The organism is Sorangium sp. So ce834 (genome assembly GCF_051521425.1).
Lineage (GTDB): Bacteria > Myxococcota_A > Polyangia > Polyangiales > Polyangiaceae > Sorangium > Sorangium cellulosum_D.
This window is the reverse complement of the sequence record NZ_CP150351.1, coordinates 11,403,575-11,424,998: the sequence shown is the minus strand read 5'-3', so window position 1 is coordinate 11,424,998 and position 21,424 is coordinate 11,403,575. Positions and strand designations below refer to the sequence as shown.

Genomic DNA, 21,424 nt, shown 5'->3' with positions numbered 1-21,424 from the left:
AGATGCGGTGCTCCGATCTTGAGCTTGCCGTCGCGTGAGTCAGCCAATGCACGAACAAACACAGCGAATGCACGAGGAAATCGCCTCATCCGATCTGAGGGACACGGTCGCGAGCATGCTCGGCGTGATGGCCGAGACGGTTCAGGAAGACAGCAACCTGATCGAGCTCGGGATGGATTCGATCACGATGATGCGTCTCGCCGGCAGGTGGCGGCGGCAAGGCATCGAGGTCGATTTCGCCGAGCTTCTAGCGAACCCGCGGGTGTCCGCGTGGAAGGCGCTGATCGGAGCGCGAAGCTGTAGCAAGGGCGAACGCGACGAGCGTTCGCCCGCCGCGACCACGATCGACGAGGCGGCGCCCTTCGAGCTCGCGCTGATGCAGCACGCGTACTGGATCGGACGCCAGCAAGGCCAGCAGCTGGGCGATGTCGCTGCGCATTTCTACAACGAATTCGATGGCGAAGGGGTCGAGCCTGCACGGCTGGAATCTGCCATACGAAAGCTGATCGAGCGGCACGGCATGCTGCGCGTGCAGATCCTCGGCGACGGCCGGCAGCAGATCCCGTCCGACGGCCGCTGGCGTGGGCTGGAGGTCCACGACCTCCGTGCCTTGTCGGCCGATGCGGCGCGGCGAGCGCTGGAAGAGCTGCGCCGCACCCTGTCGCACCGGAGGATGGATCTGGCTGCCGGCGAGGTGTTCGACATCCAGATCTCGTTGTTGCCGGACGCGATCCGCGCGGGCGGCACGCGCCTGCACGTGAACCTGGACATGGTGGCCGCCGACGCGCTCAGCCTGCGCGTGCTGCTGGCGGACTTGGCGCACCTCTACGCCGGATCGCAGCCGCTGCCTCCGATCAACTACAGCTACCCGCGCTACCTGGCCGAACGCGACGCCAGCCGCGCGAGCGTCAAGGGCGTGCGGTCGCGGACCGCCGACCGAGAGTACTGGCAAGCTCGCTTGAGCGAGCTTCCGGCGGCCCCGCAGCTGCCCGCCGCGCCGTACCACGCGAACGTCGGCGCCACGACGGTGGTCCGGCGTCATCGCTGGCTCGCTCCGGAGCAGGTGCGCGCCTTCGCGTCTCTGGCGGCGCGTCATGGCCTGACGCCGGCCATGGCGATGGCGGCGGTGTTCGCGGAGATGCTCACCGCCTGGAGCGCGGAGCCGCGGTTTTTGATGAACCTGCCGATGTTCGACCGGGCGCCCTTGCACCCGGACGTCGGGATGCTGGTCGGCGACTTCACCTCCTCGGTGCTCCTGGCATGGGACGGCGCAGCGCCCGGCACGTTCGCTGAACGCGCCCTGCGCCTGCAGGCCCAGTTTCATGCGGACGCCGAGCACGTGGGCTACTCCGGCGTCGAGGTGCTGCGCGATCTTTCGCGGCTTCGAGGCGAGCAGGTGCTGGCGCCTGTCGTGTACACGAGCGCGCTCGGCCTGGGCGAGCTGTTTCCGGAGGCCGTGAAGCAGCACTTCGGGAGGGCGTCCTGGATCATCTCCCAGGGGCCGCAGGTGTGGCTGGACGCGCAGGTCACGGAGCTCGACGGCGGCTTGCTGGTCAACCTGGATGCGCGTGAGGACGCCTTCGCGCCGGGCGTGCTGGACGCGATGTTCGACGCGCATGGTCGGCTGCTGGAGCATCTGCTCTCGGATGAGGAAGCGTGGCGGCAGCCCGTGCCCGCGCTGCTCCCGGCAGATCAGCTGAAGGTGCGCGCCGCCGCCAACGCCACCCGCACGCCGGTCTCGGGCAAGCGCCTGCACGACGGTTTCTTCGAGCTCGCGAAGCGACAGCCAGAGGCGCCTGCTCTCTTGTGGGGCAACGACGGCCAGATCTCGTACGGGGAGCTCCGGCAGCGCGCGCTGGGCGTCGCAGGCTACCTGCGCGAGCGCGGCGTGAGCGCGGGCGACGTGGTGGCGATCCAGCTCCCCAAGGGGCCGAGCCAGATCGTCGCCGTTCTGGGCGTGCTGGCCGCGGGCGCCACCTATCTCCCGATCGGCGTCGATCAACCCGCGCTGCGCCGTCAGCGCATCCTCGACGCCGCCGGCGCCGCCATCGTGCTCGACAGCATCCCGGAGGGCCAGGCATCGCTGGCGGAGCCGCTGGCCGGCGAGGACTCCGAGCTCGCCTATATCCTGTTCACCTCAGGGTCGACGGGCGAGCCGAAAGGCGTGGAAATTACCCACGCCGCGGCGATGAACACCATCGAAGATCTGAACCAGAGGTTGGCATTGGGCGCGGCCGATCGGACGCTCGCGCTGTCGGCGCTCGAGTTCGACCTGTCGGTGTACGACATCTTCGCGCCGCTGTCGGTCGGCGGCGCCGTGGTCTGCGTTGAGGAGTCGACGCGTCGCGACGCTGGGGTCTGGGTCGATCTGCTGCGCCGCCATCGCGTGACCATCCTCAACTGTGTGCCGGCCCTGCTCGACGTGACGCTCGCCGCCTCCGGCGACGCTTCCGGTCCGGTGGCGCTCCGCGCGGTGCTCCTGGGCGGCGACTGGGTCACCCTGGATCTGCCGGGCCGCCTGGCGCAATACGCCCCGCGCTGCCGCTTCATCGCTCTGGGGGGTACAACCGAGACCGCGATCCACTCCACGATCTGCGAGGTCACCGAGGTGCCTCCGCACTGGAAGTCGGTGCCGTACGGCAAGCCCCTCGGCAACGTGCAGCTGCGCGTCGTCGATCCTCTGGGGCGCGACTGTCCGGACTTCGTCCCGGGCGAGCTCTGGATCGGCGGCGCCGGCGTGGCTCGCGGCTATCGCGGCGACGGCGAGCGGACGACGCAGAAGTTCCTCCAGGTGGAGGGGACGCGCTGGTACCGCACGGGCGACCGCGCGCGTTACTGGGCCGACGGCAGCGTGGAGTTCCTCGGGCGCGCCGACTTCCAGGTGAAGCTGCGCGGGCACCGCGTCGAGCTCGGCGAGATCGAGGCGGCGGTCGGCGGCTATGCCGGCGTCGGACAGGCCATCGCGGTGCTGGGTGAGCGAGGGCTCTTCGCCGTCATCACGCCGGACGATCCGACGATCGAGCTGCCTGAAGCAGGCGAGCTCATCGACCTGCGGCAGCCGCCGCCGGAGTTCGCGACGTTGCGTCAGTTCCTGGCCGATCGCCTGCCGGCCGTGATGGTGCCGGACCACCTGTGGCGCTGTAGGAGCTTGCCGCTCACGCCCAATGGCAAGATCGATCGCAAAGCCTTGCAGCGAGCCGTGAACGCGGTCGCCGTGCAGGCCAAGGCGACCGTGACTGCGCCGGTCGGCGAGGTGGAGCGCCGGGTCGCCGGCGTCTGGGCCGAGCTGCTCAAGCTGCCGGAGGTTGGCCGCGAGGACAACTTCTTCGCCGCGGGCGGCGACTCCCTCCTGGCGACGCGCCTGGTGCGCCGGCTGCGCGAGGTCGGCCTCGCCGACGTCAAGCTGGCCGAGCTGTTCGCCCATCCGACGCTGGCCGACTTCGCGGCCACGGTGAGGCTCGGCGAGAGCGCTCCGACGCTGCCGACCCTGGTCGCCGATCCGGAGAACCGCCACCAGCCTTTCCCGCCGACGGAGGTGCAGCGGGCCTACTGGCTGGGCCGTGACGAGAGCTTCACGCTCGGGGGCGTCGGCTGCCAGTTCTACCGCGAGTACGACGTCGTCGACCTCGACGTGTCGCGGCTCGAGGCGGCCGTCAACGCCCTGGTTCAGCGCCACGAGATGCTGCGCGCCGTCTTCGATGAGCAGGGCCAGCAACGCATCCTCGCGGAGGTGCCGCGGTTCACGATCGAGGTCGTCGATGCCGGCGAAGACCCTGCGCAGGCCCACGATGAGCTGCGGCGCGACTGGTCGCACAAGGTCTTCGAGCCGACCCGCTGGCCGTTGTTCGGCATGCGCGCGGTGCGGTCGGGCGACCGGACGCGCCTGGGCATCAGCCTCGACAACCTCGTCCTCGACGCGCTCAGCATCCTCACGTTCTACGTCGAGCTCACCGCGCTCTACGAGGCGCCTGACGCTGCTTTGCCGCCGATCGGGATGTCCTTCCGTGACTACGTGCTGACGTGCACTCCGGGGTCGGAGGCGCTCGCCGCCGCGCGGGCCTACTGGGCGAAGAAGCTGCCTGAGCTGCCGCCGGCGCCGCAGCTGCCGCTAGCGAAAGATCCGGCAGAGGTCGGGCGGCCGCGCTTCACCCGCCACGAGGGCAGCGTCGACGCGCGGGCGTGGCGCCGCATCGTCGAGCGCGCGGGCGAGCACGGCGTCACCCCGTCCACGGTGCTGCTCATGGCGTTCGCTGAAGTGCTCAGCCGTTGGTGCAGCCGCCCCGACCTCACGCTCAACCTGACGCTCTTCGATCGTCGCGAGGTGCACCCCGACATCCACAGGGTCATGGGTGATTTCACCTCGCTCACGCTGATCGGATACCGGCCCGCTCCCGGCGAAAGCTGGGCGACGCGCGCCCGGCGTGTGCAGCAGGAGCTGGGCGATGCGCTGGACCATCGCGACGTCTCGAGCATCTCGCTCGTCCGCGAGCTGGCCAGATCGAGCGGCGCGCCGAGCCTGACCATGCCCGTGGTGTTCACGAGCGCGCTCGGCGTCCCCGGCGGCACCGCGGCGCCGGCCAGCGGCCCGTTCAGGAAACAGGTGTGGGGCCTGACGCAGACCCCGCAGGTGTGGCTGGACCATCAGGTGATCGAGGCCGAAGGCGGCATCGCCCTGAACTGGGACGTGGTCGAAGACCTGTTCCCGGAAGGCTTGATCGCCACGATGTTCGATGCGTACCTGCGCGAGCTGGACTGGCTGAGCAGCTCCGAATGGACCCAGCCCGTGCCCGATCTCATGCCCGAGCGGCAGCGGCGAGTGCGCGCGCGCGTCAATGGGACCGAAGGAGAGTGTCCGCGGCAGAGCTTGCACGAAGCGTTCTTCGGCCTGGCGCGCGCGCAACCGCGGCGCGTCGCGTTGCGCTGGGGCGAGGCCGACGTGATGAGCTACGGCCAGCTCGCGGACCGCGCGCTGCGCCTCGCGGCTGCGCTGGCCCAGCAGGGCGTGGCGAAAGGCGACGTCGTCGCCGTGAACCTGCCCAAGGGGCCGGATCAGATCGCCGCCGTGCTGGGCGTTCTGGCGGCCGGAGCCGCCTACCTGCCGGTGGGGGTGGACCAGCCCGACGCGCGCCGCGACCGGATGCTGGGTCAGGCAGGCGTCCGCGTCGTCGTCACAGGCCCAGAGCCGAGGCGCTGGCCGGAGGGCGTTCGCCCGTGCGTCTTCGGACAGGCGATGGCGTCCGCGCCCGCGCCGGGCCCGACGGCGGTCGACGCGGAACAGCTGGCGTACATCATCTTCACCTCCGGATCGACCGGCGATCCGAAGGGCGTCGAGATCACCCATCGCGCCGCGCTGAACACGGTGCTGGACATCAATCAACGCTTCGGCGTCGGCGCAGAAGACCGCGTCCTGGCCGTGTCTGCGCTGGATTTCGATCTGTCTGTCTACGATATCTTCGGTTTGCTGTCGGCCGGCGGCTCGCTCGTCCTGGTCGAAGAGGAGTCCCGGCGCGACGCGAGGCGCTGGCACGAGCTCGTGCGTCGGCATGAGGTGACGGTCTGGAACAGCGTGCCGACCCTGCTCGACATGCTGCTCATCGTCGGCAGCGCGGCGGAGCCGCCGGGCGCCATCCGGCTGGCGCTCGTCTCGGGCGACTGGATCAGGACGGACCTGCCCGGGCGGCTCGCCGCGCAGCGGCCCGGGTGCCGGTTCATCGCGCTCGGCGGGGCCACCGAGGCCTCCATCTGGTCCAACTCCTTCGAGGTGGACGTGGTCCAGCCGTCGTGGCGCTCGATTCCCTACGGCTATCCCTTGCGCAACCAGCTCTTCCGCGTCGTGGATGCGCATGGCCGCGACTGTCCGGACTGGGTGCCCGGTGAGCTGTGGATCGGCGGCCTCGGGGTGGCGCGAGGCTACTGCGCTGCGCCGGACCTGACGGCGCGCAAGTTCGTCGCCGACGGCGAGCGGTGGTATCGCACGGGCGATGTCGGGCGTTACTGGCCCGACGGCACGCTGGAGTTCCTCGGCCGCACCGACAACCAGGTCAAGATCCGCGGACATCGCATCGAGCTCGGGGAGGTGGAAGCCGCTCTCCGGTCGCATCTCGGCGTGCGGCACGCGGTCGCCGTGGCGGCCTCCGGACGCCTCGCCGCCGCGGTGGTCGCCGCCGCCGCGGAGGAGGCGCGAGCCGCGATGGCCGATGGGCTGAACGGTCCGGTTCCAGGGGCGCCGGCGGCGCTCGGCGCGGAGCAGCTGCGCGATCATGTCGCCATGCGCCTCCCGCTCCACATGGTGCCGGAGAGGATCCTGGTGCTGGCCCAGCTGCCGCTCAGCGCGAACGGCAAGGTCAATCACGCCGAGATCATCCGGTTGATCTCGGCCGAAGCCGATACAGACGCCCGGGAGCTCGAGCCCCCGCAAGGCGAATGGGAGCAGACCGTCGCTGCGCTGTGGAAGGAGCTGCTGGCGGCGGCCAACGTCGGCCGGCATCAGAGCTTCTTCCAGCTGGGCGGTGACAGCCTCCTCGCGACGCGCTTCATCGAAGCCGTGAATCAGCGCCACGCGATCATGTTGCCCCTGAGGCGCCTGTTCAACGGACCGACGCTCCGCGAAGTCGCAGCGGCGCTCGCCGCCGAGCACGAGGCCCGCCACGAGATCGAGGAGGGCGTGTTGTAGCGGCATCCGCGGCGGCGCCGCCCGCGCCGCGAGGTCGGGCGAGGGCGCGCCGCCGCAGCCCCGCGACGCGCGAGAGCGCGTCGCCGGCGGCTCATCATCTTACGTGACGCTTGTCCTCAACAAGCTACAGGAGCTTCATCCATGCCCGTTGCAGGGATTATCGAAGAGCTGAAGACGCTGGGTGTCGATCTGTGGACGGAATCAGGGCAGCTCCGGTTCCGTGCACCCAAAGGTTTGCTCACCGAAGAGAAGATGACGGTGCTGCGCGCGCACAAGGCGCAGATCATCGATTTTCTGGCCACGAACCAGGGGGTGGTCGTGGCCGTCGATGAGCAGGGGCGTCACGAGCCGTTTCCGCTCACCGACGTGCAGACGGCATACCTGCTGGGGCGTCAGAGCTCGTTCGGCTACGGTGGCGTCGCCTGCCACGGGTACCTGGAGGTGACGTATCCAGAGCTCGACCCCGCGCGCCTCGCCGACGCATGGAACCTGCTGATCGAGCGGCATGACATGCTGCGCGCCGTCATCGAGCAGGACGGCTACCAGCGCGTTCTCCCCACGGTGCCTCGGTATCACATCAAGACGACGGATCTCCGCGGCGCGTCGGCCGCCGAGGTGGAGCGCGCCATCTGCGCCATCCGCGCCGAGATGGATCACCGGATGTACGATACCACCGCATGGCCGCTGTTCGAGCTGCGGCATACCCGCACCAGCGGAGGCGACGTCGTGCACTTCTCGCTGGATTCGCTGATCGCGGACTGGGCGAGCGCGGGGATCTTCTTCGAGGAGCTCGATCTCATCCTTGCCGGCCGCGGCGACGAGCTGCGTCCGCTGGACCTTCGCTTTCGCGATTACATCTTCGCGGAGCGGCGGCTGCGCGAGACCGGGCGCTACCAGCGTGACCGCCAGTACTGGCTCGGGCGCGTCGACGACCTGCCCACCGCACCCGAGCTCCCGACGCTGCCGTCGAGCGCGGATGCTGGACCCGTACGGTTCCGTCGCCACCACAGCCGTCTGTCCGCCGAGCGCTGGGAGCGTCTGAGGCAACGCGCCGGCGAGCGAGGGCTCACGGCCTCGATCGCCGTGCTGGCCGCGTACGCGGCGGTGCTGCAGCGCTGGACCCGCCGTCAGCGATTCAGCCTCAACCTCACGCTGCTCAACCGTCTGCCGCTGCACGCGCAGGTCGACCGGATCGTCGGAGACTTCACGTCGGTCAGCCTCCTGGACGTGCAGGCGCAGTCTGGGCGCAGCTTCAAGGAGTGGGCGGCGCGGCTCGGCGACCAGATGTTCGCCGATCTCGACCACCGCCTGTTCACGGGGGTCGAGGCGCTGCGCGAGATCACCCGACGGCGTGGCCGCGAGGCCGCGCTGATGCCGGTCGTCTTCACCAGCGCCATCGGCCTCGGCCCACGGCGGCGAGCCAGCAGCGGACGGCGCTTCGGCTACGGCGTCACGCAGACGCCGCAGGTCTACCTCGACTGCCAGGTCATGGATGACGCGGACGGGCTCGAGGTCAACTGGGACGTGCGTCAGGGCGTCTTTCCGGAAGGCCTCATCGAAGACATGTTCGCCGCGCTGCAGCGGCTGCTCGCGGATCTCGCAGAGCGCCCCGAGGCGTGGGATGCCGTCGATCCGGTCGCGCTGCCCGAATGGCAGGCGCAGGAGCGCGCGCGCGTCAATCAGACCAGCTGTCCGCTGCCCGACTCCCTCTTGCACCGAGGGGTCCTGGAGCAGGCTGCCCGTAACCCCGATTCGGTGGCGGTGATCGGCCACGCCGGGAGCTTGACGTACGGCGACCTGGCGATGAGGGCGGCGTCGGTCGCTCAGGCGCTGCGAGACGGCGGCTGTGCCGCCGGCGACCGGGTCGCCATCGTCATGAGCAAGGGGATCGAGCAGGTCGTTGCGGTGCTCGGGGTGCTGCTCGCCGGCGGGACCTACCTGCCTCTGGACGCCACCCAGCCGCGGCTGCGCATCGAGAAGGTGCTGTCGAACGCGGCGGTGCGTCACGTCCTGACCCAGTCGTGGATCTCGGCGGGGACCAAGCTGCCGGACGGCCTGCGCGTGATCGACGTGGACACGCTGGCTCCCGCGCAAAGCTTCCCCGCAGCTCCGACGGGCGACCCCGACGCGCTGGCGTACGTGATCTACACCTCCGGCTCCACGGGTGATCCGAAGGGCGTCATGATCACCCACAGGGCGGCGCTGAACACGATCGAGGACATCAACCGCCGCTTCGGGGTGACCGGGGCGGACCGGGTTCTGGGCCTCGCCCAGCTCGGCTTCGACCTCTCGGTGTACGACATCTTCGGCACGCTCGCGCTCGGCGGGACCCTCGTGCTGCCGGATCCCGACCGTGGCGCCGACCCCTCCCACTGGGCCGATCTCATCATGAAGCATGAGGTGACCCTCTGGAACTCCGTGCCTGCGCAGCTGCAGATGCTGACGAGCTACCTCCAGACAGAGCCGGTCGCGATCCGCTCGTTGCGGATGGCGCTCCTGTCCGGCGACTGGATCCCCGTCACGCTGCCCGACCAGATCCGCCGGTTCGTGCCTTACCTCACGCTGATCGGGCTCGGAGGCGCGACCGAGGCGGCCATCTGGTCGAATTATCACCGCATCGAGCGGGTGGATCCGGCGTGGACGAGCATCCCCTACGGGGTGCCGCTCGCCAACCAGGGCTTCCGCGTCCTCGACGAGTCGCTGCGCGACGCGCCGGTGTGGGTCCCTGGAGAGCTGTACATCACCGGGCACGGCCTCGCAGCGGGGTATCTGGGGGATCCGGAGCTCACGGCCGCGCGCTTCTTCAACCATCCTGTCGATGGACAGCGCCTCTACAGGACCGGAGATCTCGGGCGTTACCTCCCCGGCGGATCCATCGAGTTCCTCGGCCGCGAGGACAGTCAGGTCAAGATTCGCGGGCACCGGATCGAGCTCGGCGAGATCGAGGCCGCCCTGCTCGCGCATCCGGCGATCGGCGCCGCGGCGGCCGTGGTGGCCGGCAAGGATCACGCGGATCGCTCCCTGCTCGGCTTCGTCGAGCTCGCGCGGCGCAGCGCTCCCACGGACGCTGATCCGGCCACGTCGCTCGGCCGTCTGGTGTTCGCCGCGCGGCAGTTCGCCGACAAGGAGGTCGGCGGCGTCACCACGGCTCAGGTGGCCGAGGTCACCGGAGCGCTGCACGAGGCCTCGTTCGCGTCGATGCTGGGCGCCCTGGTCGAGCGCGGCTTCTTCGAGAGCCCGCGGGACACGCACTCCGCCGAGGAGATCCTGCGCGAGGGGCGCGTTCACGACCGCCATCACTGGCTCGTTCGCCGGTGGCTGGGGCTGCTGGTGGAGGCTGGCTGGCTCGCTTACGACGAGGACAGCCGCCGCTACGTGCGGCGCAGGGCGGTCGATGCGACGGCGGTCCACGACGCCTGGCGGCGGGTCGAGGAGCTGGCGTCGCGGTCCGGGCTGTGTACGCCCGAGTTCGTTCAGTACCACAAAGCTCACGTGGAGCGGCTGCACGCCTTGCTCGAGGACGTGCAGAACCCGTTCGAGCTGCTGTTCCCGCAAGGGAAGCACGACGTGGCGCTCGCGGTGTACCGCGACGACGCCATCGCGCGTTACAACAACCACGCCGTCGCGGCGCTCCTGTACAGGATCGCCGCCGCGCGCACCGACGGCGCCGCCCTGCGGGTGATCGAGATCGGCGCCGGCACGGGCGCCACCAGCGGCGTGGTCATCCCGATGCTCGACGGTCACGACGTCGATTACCTGTTCACAGATCTGACGGCCTTCTTCCTGGCCGAGGCGCGCGAGCGGTTCCGGGAGCGTCCCTGGGTGCGGTTCGGACAGTTCGACCTGAACGAGGATTACCGGGCGCAGGGCCTCTTGCCAAACTCCGCGGACGTCGTGCTGTGCGCTGGGATGCTCAACAGCACCCGGAACATCGAAGCTGCGGTCGCCGCCGCGGTGGAGCTGCTCGGGCCAGGGGGATGGCTGGTGTTCACCGAGCCCACCGCCGACCTCCCGCACGTCCTGCTCACGCAGGGTTTCATGATGGACCCCGCGGGCGCAGACCGGGAACGCGGCTCCACCAAGTTCCTGTCCACCGGGCAGTGGCAATCCCTGATCGAGAAGTGCGGCGGTGAGCTGGTGCTTCGCCTGCCGGACGACGATCACCCGATGGCGGCGTACGGCATGCACATGTTCGCTGCGCGCTTCAAGACCGACCGGGCGCGGGTCAGCACCGACGAGCTCACGAGCTTCCTCGGGCAGCGGCTGCCGGGCCACATGGTGCCTGCTCATCTGCAGATCGTCGACCGATTGCCGCTCACGGCGAACGGCAAGGTGAACCGCAAGGCGCTCGCCGCGTGGCGGCCCGCGGCGTTCATCGACAGCGCCGGGAAGGAGGCCGACGCGACGCTCGACGAGCTGGAGAGCCGGCTGTGTGCGCTCTGGGCGAGCGCGCTCGGCGTCGCGCGGATCGGCAAGGACGAGAACTTCTACGATCGCGGCGCCGACTCGCTGATCCTCGCCAGGGTGGCAGGCCGGCTGCGCGAGGAAGTGCCGGAAGCCGCGCCGTTCGCCTACGATACGCTCCTGCGGCAGATGCTCAACGAGCCGACCGTCGACGCGCTCGCGCGCGCGCTGCGCCGGCAGGACGGGGCCGCGCCCGCGCCGGGCGGCGCGGCGTCGTGTGCTCAGGCGACCTCCACCGGCGGCAAGGCGGCGCAGATCACGCCGCGCCGGGAGGGCAGCAACTCGTTGATCATCTCGTTCGGCGGCGGGGACGGGCCGGCGCGCGTGATGTTCCACGCGGCGCTGGGCACCATGGACTACTTCCAGCACCTCGGGAGGGCGCTCGCGGCCCAGAACCTGGGGCCGGTCCTGGGCTTCGCTGTCGCCGATCCCGAGCAGTACCTCGCGATCCCCCCGAAGGAGCTCGTCGCGCGCGTCTCCGACGACTACGCGCAGCGGCTCATCGACGAGGGCTTCACGCGGTTTCAGCTCATCGGCTACTGCCTCGGCGGGCTGCTCGCCACCGAGGTGGCCCGGCGGCTGCTCGAGCGCGGCATGTCGGTGGACCTGGCGCTGGTCGACAGCATCCCGATGTTCATCGAGACGGAGGAGGAGCTCGCGTTCGAGGCGATCTTCGCCCCGAACCTGAACCTGGATCCGGTGAAGGCCGTCTTCGGCGACGGCGTCGACAGCGCGGACGTCTATCGGGCCATCGAGAAGCTGATGGTCGAGTACGACCGCAAGATACCCGCCGGCGCCATGGCCAAGCTCGGCGGAGACCCCGGATTGGACGCGGTGGCCGCTGCGGTGCGCAGGCAGTCGGCGCGCAGTCAGGAGGAGCGTCTGGCCGGCTACGCCAAGGCGGCCGCCGCTCAGGCTGGGGTGCCCGTCGGACCCGAGCTCATCCCGGCGCTGTTCCGGACCTGCAGGCACAGCATGCGCGCCGCGCGCTTCGATCCCGAGCCCTACGTCGGCGATATGACGTTCTTGCGGTGCGGCGAGGAGCAGTCCTTCGGCATCACCGCAGGCGTGGGGCACCTGACGGCGCCGTTCTGGGAAGGCGTCTGCCTCGGCGAGTTCAAGCTGATCGACGTGCCCGGCAACCATTTCAGCGTCATCGAGCCGCCGCATGTGAGCGTCGTGGCCGAACACATCGCTGCATCGCTGAGCGTCAAATGAGAGAGAATCAACCGAAGGAGGCGGCGCTCCGCGAGCTCCGCCGCCCGATCGCGGGGCTCAGGCGGCTCGGGATCTTGCTCGGCGGTATCGGGGCGCTGACGACGCTCGTTCCGTTCATCGGGATCGCCGAGCTCGCGCGGCTCCTGATCGCGTCGGGCCCGATCGACCGCGGGAAGGTCGCCGGGGTCGCTTTGACGATCGTGGTCGGGCTCGGCCTCGGATGGACGTGCATGGGAACGGCGCTGTGGGTGACTCACCTGGCCGACCATCGGCTGCAGGCCATCCTGCGGCGCGCGCTGGTGCGCAAGCTGGGCGAAGTCCCGCTGGGGTGGTACTCCGACAAGACGTCAGGGGTGGTCCGCAAAGCGGTCCAGGACGACCTCGATGACTTGCACCACCTCGTCGCGCACCACGATGTCGAGCTCGTCTCGGCGATCGTCCTTCCGCTCGGCGGCCTTTTGTACCTGCTCTGGCTGGACTGGCGGCTGGCGCTGCTCGCGGTGGCCACCTTGCCGATCTACGCGGCTGCCTACGCGTGGATGATGCGGGGCTTCGCCGAGAAGATGATGCAGCTCGATGCGAGCTTCGCCAGGGTGAGCGCCGCGATCGTCGAGTTCGTGCACGGCATCGCGGTCGTCAAGGCGTTCGGTCAGACGGGTCGCGCTCACCAGAGCTACCAGCGCGCCGTCACCGATTTCAGCGATCGCTACGCCGGCTGGGTCAGGCCGCTGCTCCGGCTCGAGGCGCTGACCTCGATGGCCCTCTCGGTGCCCGTGATCATCCTGGTGAGCTTGACCGTCGGCGCCTGGTTTATCCGGGAGGGCTGGGTGGGCCCCATCGACCTGCTCGCCGAGATCCTGGTCGCAGTGGTCATCCCGCAGACGGTGCTGACGCTGAACCAGGGGCTCACGGCGCAGCGCAAGGCCGTGGCGGCGGCCGGCCGCGTCGCCTCGCTGCTCGACGAGCCGTCGCTGCCGATCAGCAAGACGCCGCAGGTGCCCGGCGGAGCGGAGGTGCGGTTCGATCACGTCTCGTTCAGCTACGATGGGTCGAGGGACGTGCTCTCCGACGTGAGCTTGCGCTGCAAGCCTGGCACGGTGACCGCGCTGGTCGGGACCTCGGGTGCGGGGAAGTCCACCCTGGCCAAGCTGGTGCCCCGATTCTATGACGTGACCGGCGGCGCCGTCCTCCTCGGCGGCGTGGATATACGAAACATCGCGCCGGACGTGCTGTACCGGCAGGTCGGCTTCGTCCTGCAGGACGTTCAGCTGGTGCACGGGACGGTGGCGGATAATGTCCGTCTCGGCCGGCCCCAGGCCAGCGACGCAGAGGTCGTGTCAGCCGCTCGCGTCGCGCAGATCCACGACCGGATCGTCGCGCTCCCCAGGGGATATCGGTCCGTGATCGGCGAGGACGCCATCCTCTCCGGCGGCGAAGCGCAGCGGCTGTCCATCGCGCGTACGCTGCTCGCAAACACCGCGGTGCTGATCCTGGACGAGGCGACGGCGCACGCGGATCCGGAGTCAGAAGCGCAGATCCAGGACGCGCTGTCCGCGGTCGCGCGCGGGCGCACGGTGATCGTCATCGCCCACCGGCTGGCGACGATCACGGGCGTCGACCAGATCGTGGTGCTCGACGAGGGCCGCGTGCGCGAGTGCGGTACGCATCCCGAGCTGCTCGCCGCGGACGGGCTCTACGCCAGGATGTGGCGATCTTATGTCGAGAACGACATGTCGGCTGCCGACGCAGCCGCGGAGTGAGGCCTGATGATCCGGGAGCTGACCAAGATCTTGGGGCCGCAGCACGCGAGAGCGCTGCACGTCTATTTCGGCTGGCTCATCGTCTACTCCGTCGTCCAGGGCGTGGCGATGGCGTTCCTCGTGCCCGTGCTCAAGGCGTTGCTCAGCGGGGCACTGGACGAGGCGCTGCGCTGGCTGCTCCTTCTGGCCGCGGTCGTCGCGGTGACTTGCGTCGCCCGATACCAGCAGACGATGAAGGGCTTCGCGCTCGCGCTGGTCGTCCTGACCACGCTGCACAACCGGCTCGGCGACCATGTCGCCCGCCTGCCGCTCGGCTGGTTTTCCTCGGAGAAGGTGGGGCGCCTGTCACGGAGCGCGACGGGCGGCACCGTGATGGTCACCAACGTGTTCGCTCACCTCTTGACGCCGGTGGTGAGCGGCACACTGACGCCCGCGACGATCGCCGTCGCCATGCTGTTCTTCGACTGGCAGCTGGGGCTGACGGCCATCGTCTGCACGCCGCTGATCTACCTGACGCACCGCTGGTCGTCGGCCTGGATCGGCCGCACCGAGGAGGAGGTCGACGCCGCGGGGGCGCTCGCCAGCAACCGCGTCGTCGAGTTCGCGCGCAACCAGCAGGTGCTGCGAGCGTTCGGTCGGGCGACGGGGGGATACGCGCCGCTGGAGGAGGCGATCGAGGCGCAGCGCGTCGCGGGGGGGTCGATGCTGCGCCAGACGTTCCCCAGGTTGCTCGCCGGCGGGCTGTCGGTGCAGCTCGCGTTCGCTGCGCTGATCGCCGTCGGCGTGGTGCGCGCGCTCGACCGGTCCATCGACCCGATCGAGCTGATCGCGCTGCTGGCGCTGGCCGCCAGGTTCGTGGGGCCGCTGGCCGAGGCCGCGGCAAGGAGCGGGCTCTTGCGGATGGCGAGCAACGATCTGGAGCGGCTGTCCGCTATCTTCGACGAGGCGCCGCTCCCCGAGCCGGAGCGCTCCAAGCCCGTCACGGCCCCGTGGGAAATCGAGCTCTCCGGCGCCGTGTTCGGCTACCAGCCGGGCGCTCCAGTGCTCCGTGATGTGTCGTTCCGGATAGCGCCGAAGACGATGACGGCGATCATCGGGGCATCCGGCTCCGGGAAGACCACGATCACGCGGCTGATCGCGCGCTTCTTCGACGTCAACGCGGGCTCGGTCCGGGTGGGCGGCGTGGATGTCCGTGAGCTCTCCACCGAAGATTTGATGGCGCAGCTGTCGCTGGTCATGCAGGACGTCTATCTGTTCGATGACACGCTCGAGGCGAACATCCGGGTGGGCCGGCTGGACGCCACGGACGAGGAGGTGCGCGAGGCCGTCCGCTTGGCGGGCGTGGACGAGATCATCGAGCGCCTCCCGCAGGGCCTGAAGACCCGTGTCGGCGAGGGCGGTGCGTCGCTGTCTGGCGGGGAGCGCCAGCGGGTGTCGGTCGCCCGAGCCGTGCTGAAGAACGCGCCCATCGTGCTGCTCGACGAGGCGACTGCAGCGCTCGACCCGGAGAACGAGCGCTACATCCAGAGCGCGATGCGAACGCTGATGGATCGATCGACCCTGCTGGTCATCGCGCACCGGCTGCCGACCATCGTGTCCGCAGATCAGATCCTCGTGCTCGACGGCGGCCGTATCGCCGAAGCGGGCACGCACCATGAGCTCTTGGCGCGCAACGGGCGGTACACGGCGTTCTGGAACGAGCGCCGCCGCGCCCACGGATGGCGGCTGGTGGAGGCTGAAGGATGACGATCTGCATCTTGGGCGGTTACGGCGACGTCGGCGCGCATGCGGCCCGGCGGCTCCTGTCGCTCGGCCTCAGGCCGCTGCGCATCGGTGGACGCAACTTCGAAGCGGCTCGCCGCTTCGCGAACGAGCTGTCCGCGGAGGCGGTCGAGCATCAGGCCGTCGATTTCCGGGACGACGCGTCGTTGCGTCGCTTCGTCGATGGGTGCCGGATCGTGCTCAACTGCGCCGGTCCATCGCACTCCATCGCCGACCGCGCGGCGCGGGCAGCCATGGAAGCAGGAGCCGACTACGTGGACGCCGCCGGCGACGACGCGCTGTACGCGCTCCTGGACGGCGACGAGCACCGCCGCCGGCGGCGCGTGGCAGTGCTCTCAGCAGGGCTGCAGCCTGGCCTCACCGCGCTCTTGCCGCGCTGGGCGGCGCAACGAGCGTTCAGCCAGGTCCAGGGCCTGCTCAGCTATTTCGGCGTGCTCGATCACTTCACCGAGGTCGCCGCGCACGACTACCTCCAGGCTGCCACGGACGGGGTGAGCGAGCCGCTCGCAGCATGGCGGGAGGGACGTCGCTCCGGGGTGCTGACCCGGATGCGCAACGTAGAGGTCCCGTTCTTCCCTGGCCCGGCGACCTTGCTGCCTCATCTCAACACGGAAGGTGAGCGGCTCGCGTCGTCGCTCCGGCTCGAGCGAGGGGACTGGTACACCGTCATCACCGGCCAGCACATCCTCACGGCCTTCGACCGCGCGCGCAGCCTGGAGCGTCGCGAGGCGGTCGCGGCGTTGCGCCGGGCCAGCTTGCTCGACCTCGCTGGACGCGCGCCACACGTCATTCTCGTCGCGCAGCTCGACGGCCTCCGAAATGGCACCCCGGTCACGCGCACCCTGGTCATGCGCGGGCGGCGCAACGCCGAGCTCACCGGGACCATGGCCGCGCTCACCACGCTGGCGGTGGACCAGGGTGAGGTGCCCGCTGGGCGCCACTTCGCCGCGGCCGTGCTCGAACCCGTGTCGGCGGTGGGCCGCCTTCTCGAGAGCGGCGCGGTGAGCACGCTCGATCTGCTGGACACGTCGCTCGACGCGCTCGGCGCTACCGAGGAGGGCTCGCTGTGACCGCCGGAATCCCGCTTGTGCTGTGCGGCGCCGGCTTCGGTCCTCTGCACCTCGCCGCGCTTCAGCGCTTGAACGGGCGCTTTCACCTCGTCGGTCAGCTCGCCGACGACAGCGAGGGGGCCCGGAGGTTCGCCGAACAGGCCAGGATAGCGCTCTGGACCCGGCCGGATCAGCTCCCCGCCGGCGCGGGCGTGAGCTGCTGGGTATCGGCGACCGGACACGGCGTGCCCGTCGCCGAGCGCGCGATCGAGCTCCTGGGGCGTGGGAGCGCTGTGCTGGCCGAAGCGCCGCTCGAGCACGATGAGCTCGCGGCGTGCATGCGGCAGGCGCGCCTTGCCCGAGCCGCCTTCCGGCTGGCAGCGGTCGCCTCCGCCACGCCGTCGTCCCGGCGATTTCTCGGCGCAGCGCAGGCGCTCCGCGCGCGCACGCCGGTCAGGTACATCGCGGCGAGCTGCACGAGAGCGTCGATCCAGGCGCTGCTCCGCCTGGTGGGAGACGCGCTCGGCGCCCTGCGCCCCTGGCAGATCCGTGAGCCAGTGCAGCTGGCGAGCGGGCTCGTCTTGCTCGGAGGTAGCCTCGCGGGCACGCCCCTCGTCTTGCGGGTGCGCAACGAGGCGTCGCCAGAGACGCAGATAGCGGTCGAGATCGTCATGGGCAGCGACGCCGGCGAGCTGACGCTGACGGGGGTTCACGGGCAGGTCGTCTGGACCCCGCATTCCACGGGGGCTGGCGTGCTGCTCGGCGGACCGGACGCACCGGCCGAGCGTGAGACCGTGAGCTGGATCCGCGCGATCGGCGGCGAGCTGACGAGCTTCGCCAACGAGAGGGAGAGCCCTGGCGCGGCCGTCAGCGAGGCTCAGGTTCAGCTCACGTTGTGCCGCCTCCGGCACGATGTCCTCGCGGCGCTCGGCCCCGCGGCGGCGCGCGCCGACGCGACCGTCGTCCCGAGCGCCGATCTGGCTGCGGCGGCCGTGGAGGCCGCCGCCGACGACGCCGGCTGTGCGGCTCCCGACGCGCCGACGGGCGAGGAGGTTCACGAGGCGGGGCTCAGGCTCATCGGGCTGCTGGAACGAGCATCGGGAAGCGATGCGCTGGCGCACCTCCCGGGGGCGATGCAGCGGCTCGAGGCGATCAGCTCGCGGGCCATCTGGGAGCTGCTCCTCGCGAGCGGCGCCGTGCATCCGGGAGGCGAAGAGCGCACCGCGGAGGAGATCGTCGGCGCGCTGGATGCGGCGCCGCGACACGCATGGCTCGTCCGGCGGTGGCTCGCCGCGCTGACGGATCGAGGTGTCCTCGGCAAGACAGCGGATCGGTACGTGTGGCGACGGGCCCTGCGGGACGCCGGCGCGGCCGCAGACCTGCCCGACGCCTACGCCGCGCTCGGCTTTCCGCCCGCGATGGCGGAAGTCCACCAGGCGGCGCTGCGCCGCCTGCACGAGCTCGTCCGCGACGAGGTCTCGATCCAGCAGCTCTTGTTTCGCGACCGGCAGGACTTCTCCGCCGTCGCGGCCTACCAGGACAACGTCTTCACCGCGTACCTGAGCGCCGCCGGCGCTCACCTCGTGCGCTGCTGCGCCGAGCTGCGGAACAGGCCGCTGCGCGTGCTCGAGCTCGGCGGCGGCGCAGGGCTCGCCACGGCAGCCGCGCTGCGTGCCCTCGACGGCGCGCCGGTCGATTATCTGTTCACCGACATCTCGCGTGCGTTCACGGTCGCAGCGCAGGAGCGGTTCGGTCGCCACCGCGGGATGCGCTATGCCACGCTCGACATCAACGCCGATTTCGCGGCGCAGGGGGTGGAGCCGCATGCGGCCGACGTCGTGCTCGCGGGCAACGTCCTTCACAACGCGGCGCATGTGGGTCGGACGCTGCGCCGAATCCGCCGCGCGCTTGCCCCCGGCGGATGGCTCATCTTCACGGACTCCACACGAGAGAACCTCGCGATCCTCACGGCGATGCAGTTCCTTTTGTCTCCCCCGGCTGGCGCGCCGCCGCTTGGCAGCGAGGACCGGCGCGCCGGGACCGATCAGGTGTTCGTCGATGCACCCGGCTGGAACGCGGAGCTCTCGGCGTCCGCCTTCGCGCCGCGGTTCGTCCTTCCTTCGCTTGATTCACCGCTGGCCGTGGCAGGCCAGCACCTGTTCTTCGCGACCGCCTGTTAACGACCTCCGGACGAGGTGCCATGACGGTAAGACAGATCATCGATGGGCTGGAGCGCCTCGGGAGCCGGGCGGCGCTGGTCTCCGGCGGGCGAGAGTGGACCGGAGCACAGATGCTCGACTGGACCTACCGCGCCGTCACGGCGCTGCGCCAGCGCGGAGCCGCCGGCCGCTCGCTGAGCTGGAGCGCCGGAGACGTGCCGCAGGCCCTGCCCATCCGGCTGGCCGCGATGCTGCTCGGCGCGCGGTTCTCCGCCGAGCAGCCGGCGAGCGACGGCGGCGATGTCCTGACGATCACGGGCGCCGACCTGTCCGCGCTCGATGCGGCGAGCGCCTGCGAGCCGCGCATCACGGACGACGCGCCGTTCTCCGTCGTTCGCGGACCGTTCGTGTGGTCTGCAGGGGTGTTCTGGGAGTCGCTGGCCGTGATGCGCGACGCGCTCGGCCCTTCTCCTGCGCGGACGGCGGTGCTCTCGTCGCTGGCCGGGTTCGGCGGTGATGCTGCGTTCGCGAGCTTTGGCGCCGGCGCCCCCGTCCACCACCACCCGGCGGCCGCGAACCCGGCCAAGGCCCTGGCGTTCCTCGAGCGAGCGGCTCCGGACTGCGCGATCCTCTCCGCGACGCTGCTGCGCAGCCTCGTGGCTCACCCCGCTGCCGCGCTCGCCGACATCGGCTCGCTACGACGCGTCGTGGTCGACGCCGGCGTCGGTGGAGCGCTCTCCGCCGAGTCGTCCGCGGCCGTGCGGCGCGTCTTTGGCGCAGAGCTCGCCGACCGGATCGCCGGCCGAGCCGGGCTCGTGTCGGTGGAGCGCGAGCTGCGCAGGGCCGAGCAGGAAGCGGCGCGCATCGCCGAGCTCGTGACGAGCTGCCCCAGCGTGGCGGCGGCGGCAGTGATCCCGTCCGAGAGCGACAGCTGGGCGATCTTCGCGGTCCCCGCGAAGCGTGCCCGCGACGACGCCGACGGGGACGCGAGCGAACAGCGCCTGATCTTCGCAGCGACCGCCGCTCTGGACGCCGAGTTCGCCGGGACCGACCTGAACAGGGCGATCGCAGCCGTGGAGCGGCTGGGGCAAACCTCGCTGCTCTCGATGCTCAACGCGCTGAGCCAGAGCGGCCTGTTCACCGACGCGGCCGCCGTGCATACCGTGGACGAGGTGTTCGCGCGGGCGCGGGTCGCTGCCGAGCATCGGCCGCTCATCCGTCGCTGGATCAGGGTGCTCACGGAGCAGAAGCTGCTGCGCCGGGACGGCGACCTGCTCAGCGCCGCACGCCCGGTCGGCGAGTACTCGGACGTCGCGCTCGCGCGCGGGTGGGAGGAGCTGAAGGGTGAATGGCTGGCTACCGTCGGCGCGACCGGCACGATCGACTATGCGCTTCGCAATGCCGAGCGATTGCCGGAGCTGATCTCCGGCGCGGTGCGGGCCGTCCACTTGTTGTTCCCGGAGGGGCGCACCGATCTCGCCAGGGCCCTGTATCGCGAGAGCATCGCCGCGCGGTATCAGCACCGCGCAGTGAGCCATCTCGTGAGCAGGATCGCCGAGGAGTGGCCCGGGCAGCGACCGATCCGGCTGCTCGAGGTCGGCGCTGGCACGGGGGCGACCTCGGAGTCGCTCCTGCCGGAGCTCTCGGGCGCCGACGTCGACTATCTCTACACCGACATATCCAGGTATTTCCTCGAGCAGGCCGCACCGCGGCTCGCCGGATATCCCTCCGTGCGCTTCGGCCTCTACGACATCAACGCCGCGCCGCGAGAACAGGGCTTCGCGCCGAACTCGTTCGACGTGATCATCGGCGGGGGCGTGCTCAACGCTGCGCGGAACACGGACGCCTCGGTCCGCTGGCTGAGCGAGCTCCTCGGCGCCGGCGGCTGGCTCGTCCTGACCGAGCCCACGGTCGAAGAGTTCTGGGTGATGGCGTCCCAGGCGTTCATGCTGGACGACGCCAGCGACGGCAGGGCCGAGACGGAGGCGACGTTCCTCTCGCTGCCTCAATGGAACGCGGTGCTGGACGGCGCCGGCCTGCAGCGCGTCCTCGGGCTACCCGGGGACGGGCACCCGCTGGAGCGGCTCGGCCATCGCGTGTTCGCGGCCCGGGCCAAGACGGATCGGGTGCCGCTGACCTCGGAGCGCCTCTCTGCACACCTCGGCGAGCGCGTGGGCGCCGCAGCCCGGATAGACATCGTGGATGAACTTCCGCTCACCTCAGGTGGCACCGTGGACCGCGAGCGGCTGCGGGACTGGGCCGCTCGCCGTCAGCGCCTCGATCCCCGCTCGAACCCCAGGGCGGCATCACAGGCATGAT

The 21,424-nt window shown here is 70.4% G+C and carries 7 protein-coding genes; all 7 read left to right on the top strand.

What is annotated here, in order from left to right:
• Window positions 1–67 precede the first annotated feature (67 nt).
• Complete coding sequence (locus tag WMF20_RS41995) at window positions 68–6,673, top strand: amino acid adenylation domain-containing protein (protein WP_437607284.1); 6,606 nt, start codon at window positions 68–70, stop codon at window positions 6,671–6,673.
• A gap of 141 nt (window positions 6,674–6,814) precedes the next feature.
• On the top strand, window positions 6,815–12,355 hold the full coding sequence (locus WMF20_RS41990) for an amino acid adenylation domain-containing protein (RefSeq protein WP_437607283.1): 5,541 nt from the start codon (window positions 6,815–6,817) through the stop codon (window positions 12,353–12,355).
• A complete protein-coding gene (locus tag WMF20_RS41985) occupies window positions 12,352–14,115 on the top strand; it encodes an ABC transporter ATP-binding protein (RefSeq protein ID WP_437607282.1) in 1,764 nt (587 codons plus the stop codon). Before WMF20_RS41990 ends, WMF20_RS41985 begins: the two co-directional genes overlap by 4 nt.
• Window positions 14,116–14,121: 6 nt before the next feature.
• Window positions 14,122–15,861: an ABC transporter ATP-binding protein gene (locus WMF20_RS41980; RefSeq protein WP_437607281.1), complete on the top strand. Its 1,740-nt coding sequence runs from the start codon at window positions 14,122–14,124 to the stop codon at window positions 15,859–15,861.
• Window positions 15,858–16,967 (top strand): saccharopine dehydrogenase NADP-binding domain-containing protein, encoded by a 1,110-nt coding sequence (locus WMF20_RS41975; RefSeq protein WP_437607280.1) that lies wholly within the window; start codon window positions 15,858–15,860, stop codon window positions 16,965–16,967. The genes WMF20_RS41980 and WMF20_RS41975 overlap by 4 nt, the downstream gene beginning before the upstream one ends.
• Complete coding sequence (locus tag WMF20_RS41970) at window positions 16,964–19,126, top strand: methyltransferase (RefSeq protein ID WP_437607279.1); 2,163 nt, start codon at window positions 16,964–16,966, stop codon at window positions 19,124–19,126. The genes WMF20_RS41975 and WMF20_RS41970 overlap by 4 nt, the downstream gene beginning before the upstream one ends.
• Window positions 19,127–19,146: 20 nt before the next feature.
• Window positions 19,147–21,423: a methyltransferase gene (locus tag WMF20_RS41965; protein ID WP_437607278.1), complete on the top strand. Its 2,277-nt coding sequence runs from the start codon at window positions 19,147–19,149 to the stop codon at window positions 21,421–21,423.
• The last annotated feature ends 1 nt before the right edge of the window (window position 21,424 follow it).

Coding starts and splice junctions, on each gene's coding strand:
- WMF20_RS41995 (WP_437607284.1), top strand. CDS start 68: ATGCACGAGGAAATCGCCTCATCCGATCTGAGGGACACGGTCGCGAGC.
- WMF20_RS41990 (WP_437607283.1), top strand. CDS start 6,815: ATGCCCGTTGCAGGGATTATCGAAGAGCTGAAGACGCTGGGTGTCGAT.
- WMF20_RS41985 (WP_437607282.1), top strand. CDS start 12,352: ATGAGAGAGAATCAACCGAAGGAGGCGGCGCTCCGCGAGCTCCGCCGC.
- WMF20_RS41980 (WP_437607281.1), top strand. CDS start 14,122: ATGATCCGGGAGCTGACCAAGATCTTGGGGCCGCAGCACGCGAGAGCG.
- WMF20_RS41975 (WP_437607280.1), top strand. CDS start 15,858: ATGACGATCTGCATCTTGGGCGGTTACGGCGACGTCGGCGCGCATGCG.
- WMF20_RS41965 (WP_437607278.1), top strand. CDS start 19,147: ATGACGGTAAGACAGATCATCGATGGGCTGGAGCGCCTCGGGAGCCGG.